This is a genomic window from Streptomyces spirodelae (assembly GCF_017676385.1).
Classification (GTDB): domain Bacteria; phylum Actinomycetota; class Actinomycetes; order Streptomycetales; family Streptomycetaceae; genus Streptomyces; species Streptomyces spirodelae.
Genome location: NZ_JAFFZN010000034.1, coordinates 68,219 through 82,405, shown reverse-complemented (window position 1 = coordinate 82,405; position 14,187 = coordinate 68,219). Strand labels below are relative to the sequence as shown.

Genomic DNA, 14,187 nt, shown 5'->3' with positions numbered 1-14,187 from the left:
GAATCTGCCTCGAGTTCGGGTGCTCCTCGCGCAAGAATTCCGTCACCGGATTTCTCGGTTCGAAGCGAAGAAGAAACTAACTGCTGCTGCCGAGCTTGTGCAACTCTAGGCAACTGTTCGAATCTACTGCCCACGGTGCACCGCGTCAACGGGTTTCCGGGGCGGAGAGGACAGTAGCAGGTTCCCTGCTGTCCGCGCACATCATGCGGCAGTCGGCGCTTCGGAGGAGCGATCCGACACGGCGATGTCACCGGTTTCGCCCAGCCGGGCCGCTCGTCGTCCGACCCCGTAGACGTAGCCGAGGAACGCCAGTTCCGCCAGGACCCCGATGATGATCCGGCCCCAGGTGGGCAGGCCGGAGGGCGTCACAAAGGCTTCGATGACGCCGGAGACGAGCAGGACGGGTGCCAGGCCGAGGGCCATTCCCAGTGCGGAGCGGCCTTCCTGGGCCAACGCGGTTCGTCGGCTTCGAGGCCCTGGGTCGATGACCGTCCAGCCCAGTCGCAGCCCTGTCCCCGCTGCCACGAAGACGGCCGTGAGCTCCAGGAGGCCGTGCGGAAGGAGCAGGCCGAGGAAGGTGTCGAGACGACCGGCCGACTGCATGAGACCGAGGCCGACTCCGAGGTTGAGAACGTTCTGGAAGAGAACCCAGAGCACCGGCACACCTAGAAAGGCCCCGAAGACGAGGCAGATGGCGGCGGCCTGAGCATTGTTCGTCCAGACCTGGGCGGCGAATGAGGTGGCGGGGTGGCTCGAGTAGTACGCCTCGTACTGGCCGCCCGGGCGGGTCATCTCCCGGAGCTCCTCCGGGGCTCCGATCGTGGCGCGGACCTCCGGGTGCGTGGCCACCCAATAGGCGACGAGCGCGGCCAGGACCGTGGAGATGAGCGCTGTCGGCAGCCACCAGTTGCGCGAGCGGTAGAGAGCTGCGGGGAAGCCCGCTGTGAAGAAGCGTGCGAGGCTGCGCCAGGAGGCGTTGTGCGCCCCTGTGACCGTGCTGCGGGCGCGGGCGACCAGCTGGGTGAGGCGGTCGGTGACGGCTGGGTCGGGGGCGCTCGACTGGACCTGGGAGAGGTGGGTGGCAGCGCGCTGGTAGAGCGTGACGAGTTCGTCGGCTTCCGCTCCCGTGAGGTTCCGTTTGCGGCGCAGCAGTTCGTCCAGGCGGTCCCACTCGGCGCGGTGGGCCGAGACGAAGACATCCAGGTCCATGGAGAGAGCTTGGCAGATCGTCGTACTGGAAGACTGGGGGCGGGACCGGAGACTGCTGCGGGCGGTACGGGCGGTACGGGCGGTACGGGTGATACGGACGGTGGGTCAGGACTGGGGGTACGCGATGAAGCAGCTGGTGACAGGTGACGCCGTCGTACTCGGGCTGCGTCCTGCGCGGCTGCCGAGCCGGGCGCTGGCCGTCTGCCTGGATCTGGTGCTGGTCTGGGTCATCTACATCGCCCTGACGCTTGCGCTGCTCACTGCTGTGTCGTCCCTGGACGTGGCGGCGCTCGCCGCGGTGCAGGTGGGGCTTTTTCTGCTGGTCCTCGTCGGAGTGCCGATCGCTGTGGAGACGCTGACCGGCGGGCGCTCGGTGGGGAAGATCGCGGCAGGTCTGCGGGTCGTACGGGACGACGGCGGACCGATCCGGTTCCGGCACGCGCTGGTGCGCGGGGCACTTGGCGTGGTGGAGATCCAGCTGCTGTTCGGGCTGGTGGCGTGTGTGGCGTCGCTGGTGTCCGAGCGGGGTCGACGGTTGGGGGATGTGTTCGCCGGGACGCTGGTGGTGCGGGAGCGGGTCCCCTCGGTTGAGGGGCCGGCCGTGCCGCCGCCTCCGCCGCAGTGGCTGTCCGCGCAGTTCGCCGAAGTCGATCTGTCGCGGGTTCCGGACTCGCTGTGGTTTGCGGTACGGCAGTTCTTGCTGCGCGTCGAGCAGTTGGACCCCGCTGTCCGGCGCTCATTGGCCGAGCGGCTGGCTGACGATGTCAGAGATTGGACCGGGGGCTCGTCGCCGCAGGGGATGTCCGCCGTCGGATACCTGGCCGGGGTTGTGGCAGAGCGCCGGGAGCGGGAAGCGCGGCGGGTGTTCGCCGGCTCGGAGGGGATGTCCTCTCCCTCTCCTGTCCCTTCTTCGCCTTCTCCCCCTTCTCCCCCTTCTCCTCTCCTTTCTCCTCCGCCTTCTCCTTCTTCCACTCCTCCTGTGGCAGGAGGGGACGACGACGGGGACTACGACGGCGACGGGGACGGACCGCGGCCTTCCACCAGCGGCTTTGTGCCGCCCTCCTAGAGCTCGGCAACCGCTCGGCAACCGCTCGGCCTTGGCTCAGGCGAAGGTCGACGGCGGTGATTCGAGGTCTTCCAGCTCGATGCCCGGCGCTGCCAGGACGACGTCGCCGGCGATGTGCACCGTGTGCTGCTCCCCCGTCTCAAGGTCGTTGACCTGGTAGTTCTCCACGACGAGGGGGCCGCTGTCAGTGGTGTGTGTTTCGCTGTTCACCAGCGCCCAGGACTGATCGAGAGTGCGGGGAGCGAGAACGGGGGGTGAGAACGCGACGAGACGGACGCGGGTGGCCCGGTCGCCGAGAGCCGGGCGCAGCAGCCGTGAGGTCGCGACGAGAAATGCGGGGGATGCCCCGGTGAAGGAGTGCGCGGCGACGTTGCCCTCCTGGGCTTGCTCGCCTGTGGGATCCGAGCGCACCCAGGTGACGCCGTTCAGGGCCGCACCGCGGACCTGCCAGTTCGCGGCGTGGAGTTCGAGCCGGATGGGGCGGCCGAGTTCGTCGAGGGTGAGGTCGACCGAGCCCGCGTGCTCACCCGAGGGGGTGGTGAGTTGAGAGACGTAGCGCCAGCCGGAGGGGCCGGTGGCGCAGTGGAAGTGTTCTTCGCCGAGGAAGGTGTGGTCGTGCGGATCGTGGAGCGAATAGCGGCCGCGGGGCATGGGCGGTGTCCGGGTTCGGTGCGGTGACGGACAGGCCCCCGCCGGGGCGGGGGCCTGGGACCGTTCTGCCCTCCCGGGCCGGACCGGCGGCTGTGCCGCGCGGCCCGACCCGGGAGGTGGGTGACGGAGGTGCGGAGACGGACAGGTGTCCGGCTCGCAGTTGGAACGGGTTGAGCGGATGGAACGGGTCGAACGGATGGAGCAGGTGGAGCGGATGGATCAGTAGCGGTAGTGGTCCGGCTTGTACGGGCCCTCGACCGGGACGCCGATGTAGGCCGCCTGCTCCGGGCGGAGCGTGGTCAGCTTGGCGCCGAGTGCCTCGAGGTGGAGGCGGGCGACCTTCTCGTCGAGGTGCTTGGGCAGGACGTAGACGTCGGTCGGGTACGACTCGGGCTTGGTGAACAGCTCGATCTGGGCGATCGTCTGGTTCGCGAAGCTGTTGGACATCACGAACGAGGGGTGTCCGGTGGCGTTGCCCAGGTTCAGCAGGCGGCCCTCGGACAGGACGATGATGGTCTTGCCGCCCGGGAAGGTCCAGGTGTGGACCTGCGGCTTGACCTCGTCCTTGACGATGCCGTCGATGGCGGCGAGGCCGGCCATGTCGATCTCGTTGTCGAAGTGGCCGATGTTGCCGACGATGGCCTGGTGCTTCATCTTGGCCATGTCCGAGGCCATGATGATGTCCTTGTTGCCCGTGGTGGTGATGAAGATGTCGGCGGTGTCGACGACGTCGTCCAGGGTCACCACCTGGTAGCCGTCCATCGCGGCCTGGAGGGCGCAGATCGGGTCGATCTCGGTGATCAGGACACGAGCGCCCTGACCGCGCAGGGACTCGGCACAGCCCTTGCCGACGTCGCCGTAGCCGCAGACGACGGCGGTCTTGCCGCCGATGAGGACGTCGGTTGCGCGGTTGATGCCGTCGATCAGGGAGTGGCGGCAACCGTACTTGTTGTCGAACTTCGACTTGGTGACGGCGTCGTTGACGTTGATCGCCGGGAAGAGCAGCGTGCCTGCCTGCTGCATCTCGTAGAGGCGGTGGACGCCGGTGGTGGTCTCCTCGGTGACGCCGCGGATCTCGGAGGAGAGCTGCGTCCATTTCTGCGGGTTCTCACCCAGGGTGCGGTTGAGGAGCTGGAGGATGACGCGGTGCTCGTCGTTCTCCGCGGTCTCCACCGCGGGCGCGGCGCCGGCCTTCTCGTACTCGACGCCCTTGTGGACGAGGAGGGTGGCGTCACCGCCGTCGTCGAGGATCATGTTCGGGCCGCCGGTGGTGGCGTTCGGCCAGGTGAGGGCCTGCTCCGTGCACCACCAGTACTCCTCCAGGGTCTCGCCCTTCCAGGCGAAGACCGGGATGCCCTGCGGGTTGTCGGGGGTGCCGTTGGGACCGACGGCGACAGCCGCGGCGGCGTGGTCCTGGGTGGAGAAGATGTTGCAGGAGGCCCAGCGGACCTCGGCTCCCAGGGCGACCAGCGTTTCGATGAGCACGGCCGTCTGCACGGTCATGTGCAGGGAGCCCGTGATGCGTGCGCCTGCCAGGGGCTGGTCCGCGGCGTACTCCTTGCGGATCGCCATCAGGCCGGGCATCTCATGCTCGGCCAGCGTGATCTCCTTGCGGCCGAAGGCCGCCAGCGAGAGGTCCGCGACCTTGTAGTCCTGGCCGGTCGTGGAGGTCGTCGTCATTGCGAGCTGCTCCTCGGTGTCGAGATATAAGGCTGGCTGGTCCGTGCTGCGGCGCGGGACTGTGTGGTGCCGGTCGCGCGGAGGCGCACATCGTGGCCGGGCACACTCGTCCCCTGCTCGCAGCTCAGTCCGTCGGAGGCCCTCTCTCCCTCGGTGGCCCGCCGTGCGGGCCTCCCGACCGCCATCAGCAGCGACGTCTGGCTCTACGAATCTACACCGCCCGTCCAGGGGACAAGACGGGCGCCGCTGACAGCAAGTGCGCCTCGGGGTCGGTTTTCGGCCGCTTGCGTTTTTGGCCATCGGGCTGGTTCGGTGCACCCTGCGGCCTCTGCGACTGCGACTGCGATGGCGCGAGATCGCGTCCCTCCACACCACTGGCCGAGCAAGGAGTACCCACGTGACCAGTCCTGCCGACCCCCGCGACGGAGCGGCGCCACCCGCCGGCCCGGGGCTGAAACTGCTCGCTGTGACAGCGTGTCCCACCGGTATCGCTCATACATACATGGCCGCGGAAAAACTGACCCAGGCCGCACAGACCCGTGGTATCGCCATGAAGGTGGAGACCCAGGGCTCCATCGGGGCTGAGAATGTCCTCTCCGACAACGATGTCAACGGGGCTGACGGCGTGATCGTCGCTGCTGACAAGGGCGTGGACCTCAGCCGGTTCGAGGGCAAGCGGGTGCTGGTCGTCGGGGTGGCGGAAGGGATCAGCGATCCGGACGGTCTCATCGACCGCGTCCGCCGAGCGCCCGTCCACCAGGGCGGAGCCGCCGCCACAGCCGGACGACGCGGCGGCGGGGAAGGCGGCTCGGGCAGCGGTGGGCCGGGCGGCGGCGCAGGCGGCGCCGGGACCGCCGGGGCGCCCTCGGGCCGTGCCGGGGCCAGGGGCCGGGAGCGCAGCGCCGGCTACAAGGCGCTGATGAACGGTGTCTCGTACATGATCCCGTTCGTGGTCGTCGGCGGGCTGCTGATAGCCGTCTCACTCGCTCTCGGCGGGCATCCGCAGGCCGACGGCGGTCTGGTGATCCCGGACGGCAGCTTCTGGAAGCATGTGAACGACATCGGCACGATCGGGTTCACGCTGATGGTGCCGATCCTGTCGGGGTACATCGCCTATGCGATCGGCGACCGGCCCGCCCTGGTGCCGGGGATGATCGGCGGCTGGATCGCCAACACGGGCGAGCTGTACGACTCCGAATCGGGTGCCGGTTTCATCGGTGCGATCGTGACGGGGTTCCTGGCCGGGTATCTGGTCCGCTGGATCAAGCTGGTGCCGGTCTCCCGGTTCGTGCGGCCCATCATGCCGATCATCGTCATCCCGATCGTGGCGACATCTGCGCTCGGCCTGTTCTTCATCTACGTCATCGGCAGGCCCATCTCCTGGGTGTTCGAGAACCTGACCGACTTCCTCGGCGGCATGACGGGCACCAGTGCCGCGCTGCTCGGGGTGGTGCTCGGGCTGATGATCGCGTTCGACATGGGCGGCCCGGTCAACAAGACGGCGTTCCTGTTCGGGGCCGGCCTGGTCTCCAAGAGCCCCGAGGTGATGGGGATGTGCGCGGCGGCCATTCCGGTGCCGCCGCTCGGGCAGGGGCTGGCGACGCTGTTGCGCCGCAAGTTCTACTCCGACCAGGAGCGGGAGACCGGTCTGGCGGCACTGTTCATGGGCTTCTTCGGCATCACCGAGGGCGCCATCCCGTTCGCCGCCGCACGGCCGGCCACGGTGATCCCGGCGAACATGCTCGGCGGCGCGGTCGCGGGCGGCATAGCGGGGCTGGCCTCGGTCGGGGACAGCGTGCCGCACGGCGGGCCGATCGTGGCCGTACTGGGCGCGGTCGACGGCGTGGCGATGTTCTTCGTGGCCCTGTTGATCGGCGCGACAGTGACGGGGTTCACCACCGTCGGTCTGGTGACCTTCGCGGCACGCCGCTCCGACCGGACGTCGAACGGCACAGCCGCGACGGTGTCGCAGTCCCCCACACCGCCTTCCAGCGGTACGACGGGTGCGACTGTGCCGCCGCAGGGCGGGACCGCGCACAGCGCCGCACAGGACGCGGAAGCCGCCGGAACGGCCGAAGTACTCTCCGGGTATCTCACCGCCGAGACGGTCAGCGAGCAACTGGCCGCCACCGAAAAGGAAGCCGGTATCAGGGAGATGGCGGCGCTGCTGGAGCGCAGCGGCGAAGTGGCGGACAGTGCGGCGCTCGTCCGGGCCGCGCTCGCCAGGGAGGAGCAGGGCACCACAGGGCTCGGCGAGGAGATCGCCATTCCGCACGCCAAGACGGACGCGGTCACCGCGCCGGTCGTCGGGTTCGCGCGGTCGGCCGAGGGCATCGAGTGGGGCGCGCTGGACGGGACGAAGGCGCGGCTGGTGTTCATGATCGCGGTACCCGAGGCGGCGGCCGGTGACGAACATCTGCGCATCCTGGCGCTGCTGTCCCGCAAGCTGATGGATTCGGCCTTCCGTACGCGGCTGCTGGAAGCCCCTGACAAGGAGAGCGTGCTGGCAGCGCTCGCCGAGATCGAGTGATGCCGCCGCATCCCTGAACGTACGGCGGTATGACGGTACGGCGGTACCGCGGCACTGAGCGCAGTACGACGAGGGCCTGCCCCGAGTTGCTGGGGCAGGCCCTCGTTCCGGCGCTGCTGGTGTCGCGGTCTCACCGCATGTGTCGTCGCGGTCTCACCGCGAGCGCGGCGCGTTACTGGGTCCGGCTCGCCGTTTCCGGGGCCGATTCGCCCTCGCTGCCCTGCGCACGGTAGACGTCCGGCTCCAGGTAGATGACCCGGGCGATCGGCACGGCCTCGCGGACGCGCTGTTCGGCGGCGTCGATGGCGCGGGCGATCTGGACGGCCGTGTCGTCGTGCTGCACTGCGATCTTGGCAGCCACCAGGAGCTCTTCCGGGCCGAGGTGGAGCGTGCGCATGTGGATGACGCGAGTGACCGTCTCGCCGTCGACGAGCGCGGCGCTGATCTTGTCCCGCTCGGCCGGGTCGGCGGACTCGCCCAGCAGCAGCGACTTGGTCTCCACGGCCAGCACCAGCGCGATGACGACGAGCAGCGCACCGATGCACATGGTGCCCACGCCGTCCCAGACGCCGTTGCCGGTCAGCAGCGCGAGCCCCACTCCGCCGAGGGCGAGCACGAGGCCGACCAGCGCGCCGAGGTCCTCCAGCAGGACGACGGGCAGCTCCGGTGCCTTGGCGCGACGGACGAACTGGCTCCAGCTGAGCTTGCCGCGGACCTCGTTGGACTCCTGGATGGCGGTGCGGAAGGAGAACGTCTCGGCGACTATCGCGAAGACGAGTACGCCCACCGGCCAGTACCAGTGCTCGACTTCGTGTGGGTGAGCGATCTTCTCGTAGCCCTCGTAGAGCGCGAAGACACCACCGACGGTGAACAGGACGATGGAGACCAGGAAGCCGTAGATGTAGCGCTCGCGGCCGTAGCCGAAGGGGTGTTCCTCGCTGGCTTCCTTCTTCGCCTTCTTCCCGCCCAGCAGCAGGAGCGCCTGGTTTCCGGAGTCGGCGACTGAGTGGACGCCCTCCGCCAGCATCGAGGCCGATCCGCTGAAGCCCGCCGCGACGAACTTGGCGACGGCGATGGCCAGGTTGGCGCCCAGCGCGGCGACGATCGCCTTTGTTCCGCCTGATGCACTCACAAGTCCCGAGTCCTTCCTGCTGCTGTGCGGTCGTCCGGTCAGACGGCCACGGTGGCGCGGAAGAGCGTACCGTCACCCGAGATCTGCACTTGCTGCCCTGCCGGAACGTATACGGACTGTCCTGGGGCCAGGGTGATGTCCTGTGCGTCCCCCTGGGCACCGGCCTCGCTGCGGTCGTCTGCCCCGTGCGGTGCGACGGCTCCCTCGTACAGTGCGACGGCTCCCTCGTGCAGTACGACGGCTCCTGCGGTGCACAGCAGGATCTGCGCGGCGGGTGCGCGCAGGCTGTGCGGTGCGGCGCCGGGCACCAGGACGAAGCGGGAGAGCCGGAACTCGCCCACGGGCGTCTCGTAGACCTCCTCGCCGCTCGCCTCGTCCGCCTCCGGGCGCAGAACGCCGGGTTCGGTCGGCTCGAAGCGGACGATGCGCAGCAGTTCGGGCACGTCGACATGCTTGGGCGTCAGGCCGCACCGCAGGACGTTGTCCGAGCTGGCCATGATCTCCACGCCGAGGCCGCCGAGGTAGGCGTGCGGAACACCTGCGGCGAGGTACAGCGCCTCGCCCGGGCGCAGCACGACGTGGTTGAGGAGCATCGCGGCCAGCACCCCCGGGTCGCCCGGGTAGTGCTGCGCGATGCCTGTGTAGACGGCGTACTCGGGGTGCTGGGCAGCTGCTTCGGCGGCCTCCGCGACCGTGGCGGCCATGGCGTCCTTCTCGGCCGTCAGGAGCGCCGTGAGGACCTCGCGCAGCGCCTCGGTCTCGGGGCGGGCGCGCAGGATGTCGGCGTACGGCTTGAGGCCGTTCACGCCGAGTCCCTCCAGCAGGGCCGCCGCCTCCTGCGGGTGGCGGAAGCCGCACAGCCCCTCGAAGCGGGTGAGCGCGCAGATGAGTTCGGGTTTGTGGCTGTCGTCCTTGTAGTTGCGGTGGGGGGCGTCCAGCGGGATGCCGCGCGCCTCCTCGTCGGCGTAGCCCTGTGCCGCCTGCGTGCTGTCGGGGTGGACCTGGAGGGAGAGCGGGGACGCGGCCGCGAGCAGCTTCAGCAGGAACGGCAGGCGGGGTCCGTAGGTGCGCACTGCCGGGACGCCCAGTTCGCGCTCCGGGTCGGCGGCGATCACCTCGGACAGCGGGAGTGGTCCTGTGCCCCTGTCGATACGGGACGGCGCTCCGGGGTGGGCGCCCATCCACAGCTCGGCCTGGGGCCGCCCGGTGGGCTTGTCGCCGAGCAGTTCGGGAAGGGCGGTGGTGGACCCCCAGGCGTACGGCCTGACGGTGTTCTCCAGACGGTCCATGAGGTGTGCTGTCCTGTCGTGCTCAGAGGGGTCGTGCGCGGGGCGCCAGGGTCAGGCCCAAGGGGAGTCGCTGTCGGCGAGCGCGAGGTAAACGGCGGAGAAATCGGCGGTGGCGATCAGCTCGGCTGCCCCTTCCAGCGCGCTGCTGCCCTCGGCCGGCTCCAGCTCACTGAGTGCTGCCTCGTGCGCGTAGGCCAGGTCGCGGGCGGCCACGGTGGCGGACTCGCCGCCGGGCGGTCCCTCGCGCAGCAGGACGACGCGGGCGCGGATCGTCTCCGGGTCCTCCACCCGGTCACGGAAGAAGTCGTCCGGGTCGGAGCCCGGCGCGAAGGGCCCGGTCAGCAGTGCGCCGTGCGCGGTCATGGCCTCGGGCAGCTCGGCCGCGAGGGCGGGGCGCCCGCTCAGTGCGGCAAGAACAGTCGACCAGTGGCGGGCCGCGGCGCCCGCGATGCCGCCCTCACTCCACAGCAGTGGCACCGCACCCGCCAGTTCGACGGCGAGGGTCTTGCCGGGGTTGCTGTAGGTGGGGATGGCGGGGCCGCAGCGTTCGGCGGTCTCGTCCAGCCGGTCGGCGAGCGCGGAGAGCGCCGAGGGGCCGGTCTGGGTGAGGCCGAGCCGGTCGGACAGCAGGAGCAGCGGAGTGAGCAGCGCCCAGAACGGGCCGGGGGCACCGAGGGGCTGTACGGCCGGTGTCGCGGGGGCCTGCTGGTCGCTGTCCGCGCCGTCCGGCCCGGGGCCGTCGTTGCGGCCGTCATGACCATTGCGGCCGTCATGACCGTTGTGGCCGTCGTGCCCGTTGTGGCCGTCGTGCCCGTCGTGCCCGTCTTGCCCGTTCCCGCCGGGCGTCCGGTCGGTCGTCTCCGCGTCGAACGGGTGCCCGGGCGCCTCCGGCGAGGCGAAGACGTCGTACGGGCCCGGTGCCAGGGGCACCGCGAGGCCGCGGGTCTCGCCGAGCGCTTCGGCCAGCGGTGCGCCCTGCGGGGTGACGGCGACGACGGTGCATCCGCGGCGGTACGCCTGCTCCACCAGTGCGGTGAGGCCGGGTTCGGTGCCGTCCGGGGTGATCAGCAGCAGGAGGTCGAGCGGACCGGCCCAGCCGGGCAGCGGCCAGCGCAGCGCGCCGGTGGCCGCGTGGGCGCCGGAGGGGCTCAGCCTGGTGACGGGTACGGCGCCGTTGGTCAGGGCACCGAGCAGGTCGGCGACGCACGCGGTGGCGGGGCCCGGACCTGCGATCAGGAGGGCGCGGGGGCGGCCTTCGGGCTGGAGCTTGTCCAGACCGGCCTCGGTGGCCTGGCGCAACGCCGTGCGGACGCGTGCTCCGGCGTGTGCGGCGCCACGCAGCAGGCCCCGGACATCGGCCCGGGCCAGAGCCTCGGGGGCGTCGAGGAGTGTCTCGTCGAGCATCTTCCGTGGGCCTCCGATTCGGCTTCCGGTGCTGCGCGCAGGGCTGCTGCGCGGCGGCTGCGTGCGCGTACGGCTGCCGCACCCGGGGCGCATGCCCCGGCGGCGTCCCGGCGGCCACCCGGCCGGAGCGCCGGCAGCGGAGCTGTGCCGACTCAGTCGGGTCGGCGTGCCTCGTCCACCAGGAGCACCGGGATGCCGTCCCGCACCGGGTAGACCAGGCCGCACTCGGCGCCCCCGGTGCACAGCAGCTCGTCGCCCTCCTCGCGCAGCGGCGCGTGGCACGCCGGACAGGCGAGGATCTCAAGGAGTCCGGCTTCGAGCGGCATGTGTTCCTCCTGGTGCGACACGCGGCAACTGTGTGCCGGCTGTACAGCTGTGTGCTGACTTGTGCGGTCAGGGTACCGCCGTGGACGGCCGGCCGTATGCGCGCGTGCGGGGTGCGCTCACAGCGCCGAGGTCGTCTCGCCCTCCGCCCGGACGATGGCCAGCACCTCGTCGCGGATGCGCTCGACGGTGGCGGTGTCCCGTGCCTCCACGTTCAGCCTCAGCAGCGGTTCGGTGTTGGAGGGGCGCAGGTTGAACCACCAGTTGACGCCGGTGACGGTGAGGCCGTCCAACTCGTCCAGCGTGATGCCCTCGCGCCCTGCGAAGGCCGCCTTGACGGCTGCTGTGCGGTTGAACTGGTCCTCGACGGTGCTGTTGATCTCCCCGGAGGAGGCGTACCGGTCGTAGCGGGCGACGAGCTGCGAGAGCGGACCGTCCTGCCCGCCGAGCGCGGCCAGCACGTGCAGCGCGGCCAGCATGCCGGTGTCGGCGTTCCAGAAGTCGCGGAAGTAGTAGTGCGCCGAGTGTTCGCCGCCGAAGATCGCGCCGGTCCTGGCCATCTCCTGCTTGATGAAGGAGTGGCCGACCCTGGTGCGCACGGGCAGGCCGCCGCTCTCCCTGATGACCTCGGGAACCGACCAGGAGGTGATCAGGTTGTGGATCACCGTGGAGCCCGGCTCCTTGGCCAGCTCGCGGGAGGCGACCAGGGCAGTGATCGCGGAAGGCGGGACCGGGTCGCCGTTCTCGTCCACGACGAAGCAGCGGTCGGCGTCGCCGTCGAAGGCCAGACCGATGTCCGCACCGGCCTCGCGCACCCGCTGCTGGAGGTCGACCAGGTTCTTCGGATCGAGCGGGTTGGCCTCGTGGTTGGGGAACGTGCCGTCCAGTTCGAAGTACATCTCGTGCAGTTCGACGGGGAGCCCCGCCAGCACGAACGGGACGGTCAGTCCGCCCATCCCGTTGCCCGCGTCGACCACGACCTTGAGCCTGCGGATGTCCGAGAGGTCGACCAGGGAGTGCAGATGTGCGGCGTAGTCCTCCAGCATGTCCCGCTGGGTGACGGTGCCTTGGGTCTTGTCCGCCGCCGGTGCGCCGCCCTGGCCCAGCCACCGCTCGACCAGTGAGCGGATGTCGGCCAGTCCGGTCTCCTCTCCCACCGGTGTCGCACCGGCACGGCACATCTTGATGCCGTTGTACTGGGCGGGGTTGTGGCTGGCGGTGAACATCGCGCCGGGCAGGCCGAGTTTGCCGCTGGCGAAGTAGAGCTCGTCGGTCGAGCACAGGCCGATCTCGGTGACGTCGGCGCCCTGGCCGGCCGCGCCCCGTCCGAACGCCCGGACGAGACCGGGCGAAGAGGGCCGCATGTCGTGTCCGACGACGATGGCCGAGGCCCGGGTGGTGCGGACGAAGGCGGCGCCGAACAACTCGGCTGTCGTCTCGTCCCACTGGTCCGGCACCACACCGCGCACGTCGTACGCCTTCACGATCTGAGACAGATCTGCCACGGCCAGCCTCTCCTGGGTCGTCGGTCGGCAACGGTCCCAAATCTACCCGGGCGGGTGAGGGCCGCCGTGCGGCAGCGCGGTGCGCTACGGCTCCGGGGAGCGCAGGACCCTCAGATGGCCGCGCCGGGCGACCTCCATCGGATCGGCGTCCCGCCCGTCGGGGCCGCTGAGCCGGTCCTTGGGGGGCGGCTCCTGCTGCTCGGCGCGCGGCGTGCGGGCCGCCTCGCGTACGGCGTTGGCGAGGGCTTCCAGGTCGTCGCTGCTGGGCCGCGCTGCCGCCGTGTCGACGGCGAGCCTGACCACCTCCCAGCCGCGGGGTGCCGTGAGCCGTTCGGAGTGCTCGGCGCACAGGTCGTAGCAGTGCGGCTCGGCGTAGGTGGCGAGGGGGCCCAGGACGGCTGTGGAGTCCGCGTAGACGTACGTCAGCGTCGCGACGGCGGGACGACCGCAAGCGGTGCGCGAACAGCGACGTACAGGGCTCACGACGATGGACCGTACCGCACTCTTGAGCGGGCTGCGACGACTCTCCATGACGTCACCCTGCCGTGTCGTCCGCCTTCGCCGGAAACGCCTGATCTGCTGAAAGGCGTGCACGGTCACCGTATGGGCGCCCCCTGACCGGCGGTCGGCGAACACTGTCGCAACGCGAACCGCGCGCCATTCACCTGATTTCGGTCATTTTCCATGCTCCGTTCCGCCGAAAAGAGCGATCAAAGCGGCAGAAAGGGCGAAGGGCCTTCATGCGTTGATATGCGGGAGCTGCTCCGCACCCGCCCGTCGTGCCCCGCGTGCGGCCTGCGGCGGGCTAGGCTCGGAGGTGATGGACAGCCCCGTACCGCCGCGCCGGGCCGACCCCCGGCCGCGCCGCCGAGACCGCCACGGCCGCGGCATGCGCGGCCCCATCGCACCTCCCCAAGTTCCGCTCGCCATCAGCAGGGCGGAGGCATTCGACGACTTGGTGCGCGACTCGGTGACCCGCCTGGAGAGGCACTGGCCGCAACTGGCCGGCGTCGAATTCGCGGTCCAGGAAGTGCCCCGGTCGGACAACGGCGAGGTGCGCGAGGGCGACGACGCCGTGCCGCTGGGGCGGGTCACCGAAGGCAGCGGCGAGCGCCCGGACCGGGTGATCGTCTTCCGGCGCCCGGTGGAGATCCGCAGCAGGACCAGGGACGAGCGGGCGCTCCTGGTGCACGAGGTCGTGGTCGAGCAGGTGGCCGAACTGCTGGGACTGGCGCCCGAGTCGGTCGACCCGCGGTACGGGCAGGACTGAGGGCAGGAAGGACCGAGGGCAGGAAGGACCGAGGGCAGGACCGAGGGCCCTGGCCGGCCCAGCCGTGCCCCGCCCGGTCCCGCGCCCGCGGCCCGGTGGCCGGCGCCGCCCCGGTGCGGGGCGAGGG

The 14,187-nt window shown here is 70.5% G+C and carries 12 protein-coding genes; 3 read left to right on the top strand and 9 right to left on the bottom strand.

Annotated features, from left to right (window positions below; all coding sequences use genetic code 11):
- Nucleotides 1-201 precede the first annotated feature (201 nt).
- Nucleotides 202-1,209, bottom strand: coding sequence for a stage II sporulation protein M (locus JW592_RS28760; protein ID WP_209268167.1), 1,008 nt, complete (start codon nt 1,207-1,209; stop codon nt 202-204).
- Nucleotides 1,210-1,333: 124 nt separating this feature from the next.
- On the opposite strand from JW592_RS28760, the gene JW592_RS28755 reads away from it, so the two are divergent.
- Nucleotides 1,334-2,275, top strand: a complete 942-nt coding sequence (locus JW592_RS28755) for an RDD family protein (protein WP_209268181.1) — start codon at nt 1,334-1,336, stop codon at nt 2,273-2,275.
- A 36-nt stretch (nt 2,276-2,311) separates the two neighbouring features.
- Here the strand turns inward: JW592_RS28755 and JW592_RS28750 are convergent, their stop codons facing one another.
- Together JW592_RS28750 and ahcY are read right to left on the bottom strand one after the other, a co-directional pair.
- Entirely contained in the window at nt 2,312-2,926 is a 615-nt protein-coding gene (locus JW592_RS28750) for a hypothetical protein (protein WP_209268166.1), read from the bottom strand.
- Nucleotides 2,927-3,145: 219 nt separating this feature from the next.
- On the bottom strand, nt 3,146-4,606 hold the full coding sequence (ahcY, locus tag JW592_RS28745) for an adenosylhomocysteinase (RefSeq protein WP_209268165.1): 1,461 nt from the start codon (nt 4,604-4,606) through the stop codon (nt 3,146-3,148).
- A gap of 397 nt (nt 4,607-5,003) precedes the next feature.
- On the opposite strand from ahcY, the gene JW592_RS28740 reads away from it, so the two are divergent.
- A complete protein-coding gene (locus tag JW592_RS28740; RefSeq protein ID WP_209268164.1) occupies nt 5,004-7,136 on the top strand; it encodes a fructose-specific PTS transporter subunit EIIC in 2,133 nt (710 codons plus the stop codon).
- Nucleotides 7,137-7,308: 172 nt separating this feature from the next.
- On the opposite strand, the gene JW592_RS28735 is transcribed toward JW592_RS28740, so the two are convergent.
- From JW592_RS28735 to JW592_RS28710, 6 genes are all read right to left on the bottom strand, one after another.
- Nucleotides 7,309-8,268, bottom strand: coding sequence for a cation diffusion facilitator family transporter (locus tag JW592_RS28735; RefSeq protein ID WP_209268163.1), 960 nt, complete (start codon nt 8,266-8,268; stop codon nt 7,309-7,311).
- Nucleotides 8,269-8,306: 38 nt separating this feature from the next.
- Complete coding sequence (gene manA / locus JW592_RS28730; protein ID WP_209268162.1) at nt 8,307-9,557, bottom strand: mannose-6-phosphate isomerase, class I; 1,251 nt, start codon at nt 9,555-9,557, stop codon at nt 8,307-8,309.
- A 51-nt stretch (nt 9,558-9,608) separates the two neighbouring features.
- The gene (locus JW592_RS28725; protein WP_209268161.1) at nt 9,609-10,961 is read right to left on the bottom strand and encodes an SIS domain-containing protein; all 1,353 of its coding nucleotides are present in this window, start codon (nt 10,959-10,961) and stop codon (nt 9,609-9,611) included.
- Between the two features lie 152 nt (nt 10,962-11,113).
- A complete protein-coding gene (locus tag JW592_RS28720; RefSeq protein ID WP_209268180.1) occupies nt 11,114-11,287 on the bottom strand; it encodes a Trm112 family protein in 174 nt (57 codons plus the stop codon).
- A 117-nt stretch (nt 11,288-11,404) separates the two neighbouring features.
- Nucleotides 11,405-12,790: a phosphomannomutase/phosphoglucomutase gene (locus JW592_RS28715; protein ID WP_209268160.1), complete on the bottom strand. Its 1,386-nt coding sequence runs from the start codon at nt 12,788-12,790 to the stop codon at nt 11,405-11,407.
- An 84-nt stretch (nt 12,791-12,874) separates the two neighbouring features.
- On the bottom strand, nt 12,875-13,321 hold the full coding sequence (locus JW592_RS28710) for a DUF3499 domain-containing protein (protein ID WP_209268159.1): 447 nt from the start codon (nt 13,319-13,321) through the stop codon (nt 12,875-12,877).
- Between the two features lie 289 nt (nt 13,322-13,610).
- Between JW592_RS28710 and JW592_RS28705 the strand changes: the two genes are divergently transcribed.
- Nucleotides 13,611-14,060: a metallopeptidase family protein gene (locus JW592_RS28705; RefSeq protein ID WP_209268158.1), complete on the top strand. Its 450-nt coding sequence runs from the start codon at nt 13,611-13,613 to the stop codon at nt 14,058-14,060.
- Nucleotides 14,061-14,187 lie beyond the last annotated feature (127 nt).

Bases quoted from the DNA above. Each gene is read 5' to 3' on its own strand.
- JW592_RS28760 (WP_209268167.1), bottom strand. From the start codon at position 1,209: ATGGACCTGGATGTCTTCGTCTCGGCCCACCGCGCCGAGTGGGACCGC.
- ahcY (WP_209268165.1), bottom strand. From the start codon at position 4,606: ATGACGACGACCTCCACGACCGGCCAGGACTACAAGGTCGCGGACCTC.
- JW592_RS28705 (WP_209268158.1), top strand. From the start codon at position 13,611: ATGGACAGCCCCGTACCGCCGCGCCGGGCCGACCCCCGGCCGCGCCGC.
- JW592_RS28720 (WP_209268180.1), bottom strand. From the start codon at position 11,287: ATGCCGCTCGAAGCCGGACTCCTTGAGATCCTCGCCTGTCCGGCGTGC.
- JW592_RS28755 (WP_209268181.1), top strand. From the start codon at position 1,334: ATGAAGCAGCTGGTGACAGGTGACGCCGTCGTACTCGGGCTGCGTCCT.
- manA (WP_209268162.1), bottom strand. From the start codon at position 9,557: ATGGACCGTCTGGAGAACACCGTCAGGCCGTACGCCTGGGGGTCCACC.
- JW592_RS28725 (WP_209268161.1), bottom strand. From the start codon at position 10,961: ATGCTCGACGAGACACTCCTCGACGCCCCCGAGGCTCTGGCCCGGGCC.
- JW592_RS28750 (WP_209268166.1), bottom strand. From the start codon at position 2,926: ATGCCCCGCGGCCGCTATTCGCTCCACGATCCGCACGACCACACCTTC.
- JW592_RS28710 (WP_209268159.1), bottom strand. From the start codon at position 13,321: ATGGAGAGTCGTCGCAGCCCGCTCAAGAGTGCGGTACGGTCCATCGTC.